We start from the raw sequence: 640 nt of genomic DNA on the forward strand, positions 1-640 counted from the left end.
TTCAATCAGCTTATAGGCATTTACCCTTGATGTTCCAAAGGTCATTTCAGCAAGGTCATTTCCTCTGTCCCTGCTTTTTCCTTCTACATTCCATTCGCTTGTAAGGCTTGAAAACTTAACCTTAATATCCCATCTTGCATAACCCGGAGTTTTAAGCGTTTCAAAGATGAATTTCTCAATGTCTTTAATCGGTATCCAAGTTGCACCAAGACGCACATTGATTTCACTTGCTTCAAGCTCCTTTGGAAGAACTTTGGTAAGCTCTGATTTTTGATATTCCAAACGGTTCATTTCATAGCTTATCAGCTCTTTTTCTTTTCCATTTTTTTCATAGCCAAGATGAGGCAGCTCTCTTTCCGTTTGTCTGAGCTTTGATAAGTAGCTATCTACAATGGCAATCTTGTCCCTGATATTCCCACTTAAATATTCATCTTTTGTTACATAGCCATACTTATAGGAATTGCTGCCATTTGCACAAGCAAAAGGTAAATCGCCATCCTCTAAATTAAAGGAAAGCGGTCTGTAAAAGTTTTGCTCTTCTCTGATATTTAGATAGATTTCCCCTCGAAGCTCCTCAATTAAGGTCGTTCTGTCTTTTCCTGTAAGACTTCCCATATAGTCAAAGTCCACATATCCTTTT

General features: G+C 38.0%; 1 protein-coding gene. It reads right to left on the reverse strand.

Translation table 11 applies throughout. The features are described from left to right. Positions 1-640, reverse strand: a 640-nt coding sequence (locus tag HMPREF2801_RS07730; protein WP_148130096.1) for a hypothetical protein, incomplete at both ends; no start/stop codon positions are given.

This window comes from Peptoniphilus sp. HMSC062D09 (assembly GCF_001811425.1).
Lineage (GTDB): Bacteria > Bacillota > Clostridia > Tissierellales > Peptoniphilaceae > Peptoniphilus_A.